Origin of the sequence: Apibacter sp., from assembly GCF_025291155.1 — a bacterium.
Taxonomy (GTDB): Bacteria; Bacteroidota; Bacteroidia; order Flavobacteriales; family Weeksellaceae; genus Apibacter.
The window spans coordinates 1-3,660 of sequence record NZ_JAMBJZ010000132.1; the positions used below are offsets into that span (position 1 = coordinate 1).

Consider the following 3,660-nt stretch of genomic DNA (forward strand, 5'->3'; position numbering starts at 1 on the left):
GATATAGACCTATTTCTCAAATAAAAAACATTTACCCTATCTATTATCCATTAACTTTTGAATCACTTTTACGTAAATTTAATTTAATAGATAAAGACGAAATTGAAAAAAACACGTTGTTAAGCCATACCTATTCTAAATCACTGATTAATTATCCTTTAAAACCTTTACAATCTAAAAATAGTCTAAAAAAGAATATACTTTTTATAGTTATAGATTCTTGGAGATTAAATTGCATGACAGAAGAAATCACGCCAAACATATATCAGTTGTCAAAAAGCTCTCAAGTTTTCCAAAATCATAAGAGTGGTTCTAATATGACAACCGGGGGTATATTTTCATTATTTTATGCAATACCTGCAACCTATTACGATAATTTTACAGGTCTACAAATTTCGCCGGTTTTTTTTAATGAACTAAAAAAGCAAGGATATCAATTATCTATTTTATCAAGCTCAACACTTGAGAACCCACCTTTTAACAAAAATGTATTTTCTGGAATTCCTAATTTAAGGTTGGAATCTAAAGGCGTTTCTCCGTCTGAAAGAGATGAGGATATATATAATGAGTGGTTGAAGTTTCTTAAAAATACATATTCATCTGAATCACAACCTTTTTTTAGCTTTTTATTTTTTGATTCAGCTCATGGATTTGATTATCCTTCAGATTATCATTTGAAATTTACTCCCTCATTACAGGAAGTAAATTATATGGCTCTAACGAACGATTACAATCCACTACCTCTTTTTAATAGGTATAAAAACTCTTTAAACTACGTAGATAGTCTTATTGGAAAAGTAATTGTTGAATTGAAAGATAAGAATCTTTTAGACTCAACCCTTATCATAATTACAGGAGATCATGGACAAGAATTTAATGATAATAAAAAAGGATATTGGCAACATGGAGGAAATTTTTCAGACTATCAAATTGGAACGCCACTTGTTATCTATGATCATTCTAAAACTCCTAAAATTTATACACATTTAACCTTGCACTATGATATAATTCCCACATTTATGGATACAGTATTAGGAGTACAAAATGATTATAATGAGTATAGTGTAGGTAAAAATCTTTATGATTGTTCAGAAAGAGACTGGTTTATATGCGGTTACAATCAAAAATATGCTATTATTGAAAAAAATATGATTATTAACATTTATTCTTCGGGTATGTATGATGTGATAGATAAAAATTTAAATCCTATTGAAGATAGAGAAGTTGATTTCAATATTGTGCATGAAGCCGTCATGGAAAATTCTCGCTTTTATAATATTTCTCAAAAATAATTTAAATTTTTTCTTGAAAAATATTTATTTAATATGTATACTTTATGGAAACTTTTAAAATAAATAGATAACAAAAAATAATTTTAAAGATATTTTTTTAAAGTATTGAATTAAATTTTTATTCAAGAAAATTTAGATACTTTTTAATACATATAAAAATTAGGAAGCAGAAAATATTCTATCAAAGTTGTACATTTGCAAACTTAAACCCACTTATCGTATGTCAGATTTAGTATTAAAATTAGAGGCTATTAAACAAAGATTTGATGAAGTTTCTGATTTGATTATACAACCGGATGTAATCTCAGATCAGAAAAGATATGCCCAACTTAACAAAGAATACAAAGACTTAAATAAAATTGTAGATATATATCATCAATACAAATCTTTATTAAATACAGTTTCCGATGCAGATGAAATTATAAAAGATGGGAAAGATGCTGATATGGTTGAGTTAGCTAAAGAAGAAAAAAATGATGCTTTAGCAAAAATTCCTCAAATGGAAGAGAACATTAAATATATGTTGATTCCAAAAGATCCCGAAGATGATAAAAATATAACCGTAGAGTTGAGAGCAGGAACAGGAGGAGATGAATCGGCCATATTTGTAGAAGATGTATTTCGTATGTATAGCATGTATTGGAGACAAAAAGGTTGGAATTTCGAGGTGGTGGATGCGACCGAAGGAAGCGTAAAAGGATATAAGGAAATGATCATTAACGTTAGTGGGGAAGGTGCTTACGGTATAATGAAATTTGAATCGGGTGTACATCGTGTGCAAAGAGTTCCTGAAACTGAATCACAAGGAAGAGTACACACCTCTGCTATAACGGTAGCCGTTTTGCCTGAAGCGGAAGAGGTTGACGTAGAGATTAATCCGGCAGATTTGGAATATCAAACTGCACGTTCCAGTGGAGCAGGAGGACAGAATGTTAATAAGGTGGAAACCAAAGTACAGCTCACGCATAAACCAACAGGTATCATGATTCAATGCCAAGTTGCACGTTCACAACACGCCAATAGGGAAATGGCTTTGCAAATGCTTCGTAATAAGTTGTATGATATGAAACTTCAGGAACACCTTGATAAAATTTCTGCTCATAGAAAAACCATGGTATCTACAGGTGACCGTTCTGCAAAAATTCGTACGTACAATTATCCACAAGGACGTGTGACCGACCATCGTATCAATAAATCCATCTATAATTTAGATAACTTTATGAATGGAGATATTGATGAAATGATTGAAGCTGTGAAAATTGCAGAAAATGCAGAAAAATTAAAAGGGCAAGAAGATTAATTTTTTTTCATTTATTACTTAATTAACTTATAATAAATAAAGATTACCCTATATATTATCTTATTTTATATTTTAAAGTATAATTAGAAAAGTAAATAATCTAATCATTCGAATTAAGCGATTATCAATAGTAATAAACTTTAAAACTTAGGATAAACATCCCATTTATTCTAAGTTTTATAACAACAGATATACTTAATAAATAACTGAATCTTTTCGTATTAATTCTTTATTTATCTAATTTCCCTTTGCAATTGATCATTAAAAATTAACTTCAAAATCTTATATTTGAAAATAGAAATATAGATAATTCTAAAAAATGACCAGTCAAGATTGCGATAAAAAATTATTTCTGATAGATGCTTATGCTCTCATTTTTAGAGCTTATTATGCTTTTATTAAAAATCCTAGGATTAATTCGAAAGGATTAAATACCTCAGCTATTTTTGGTTTTACCAATACTCTTTTCGATTTAATGAAGAAGGAAAGACCTTCACATCTTGCAGTTGTATTTGATGTAGGTGAAACTTTCAGACATCAAGTCTATAAAGAATATAAAGCAAATCGCCAGGAAACACCAGAAGCAATCCGTATTGCAGTTCCTTACATACATAAGTTAATGGAAGCTTTAAAAATTCCATGTTTATGGAAAGAAGGCTATGAAGCAGATGATGTAATTGGAACCTTGGCTAAAAAAGCGGAAAAAGAAGGATATACCACCTATATGATGACTTCCGATAAAGATTATGCCCAACTAGTTTCAGAAAATATCTTCGTTTTTAAACCTGCTTCGCGAGGAAATGATATAGAAATTTGGGATGTTGATTCAGTAAAAGAAAAATTTGCTGTTAAAAATCCATCTCAAGTGATTGATCTTTTAGGGATGATGGGAGACAGTGTTGACAATATTCCGGGAATACCCGGAGTTGGAGAAAAAACTGCAAAACAGTTTATAAAAGAATATGGTAGTATTGAAAATTTGTTTGCCCATTCTCATGAACTAAAAGGAAAGATGAGAGAAAAAGTGGAGGCTAATAAAGAAATGGGAATTTTATCTAAAAAATTAGC

The 3,660-nt window shown here is 29.8% G+C and carries 3 protein-coding genes; all 3 read left to right on the plus strand.

Annotation, left to right across the window (positions count from 1 at the left end; all coding sequences use genetic code 11):
- Nucleotides 1-1,292, plus strand: a 1,292-nt coding sequence (locus M3Z80_RS09425) for a sulfatase-like hydrolase/transferase (protein WP_293919363.1), incomplete at its 5' end; no start/stop codon positions are given.
- 220 nt (nucleotides 1,293-1,512) lie between these two features.
- On the plus strand, nucleotides 1,513-2,592 hold the full coding sequence (gene prfA / locus M3Z80_RS09430) for a peptide chain release factor 1 (RefSeq protein WP_293919364.1): 1,080 nt from the start codon (nucleotides 1,513-1,515) through the stop codon (nucleotides 2,590-2,592).
- Nucleotides 2,593-2,911: 319 nt separating this feature from the next.
- The coding region (locus tag M3Z80_RS09435) for a 5'-3' exonuclease (RefSeq protein ID WP_293919365.1) at nucleotides 2,912-3,660 on the plus strand (749 nt) is incomplete at its 3' end.

Coding starts and splice junctions, on each gene's coding strand:
- prfA (WP_293919364.1), top strand. CDS start 1,513: ATGTCAGATTTAGTATTAAAATTAGAGGCTATTAAACAAAGATTTGAT.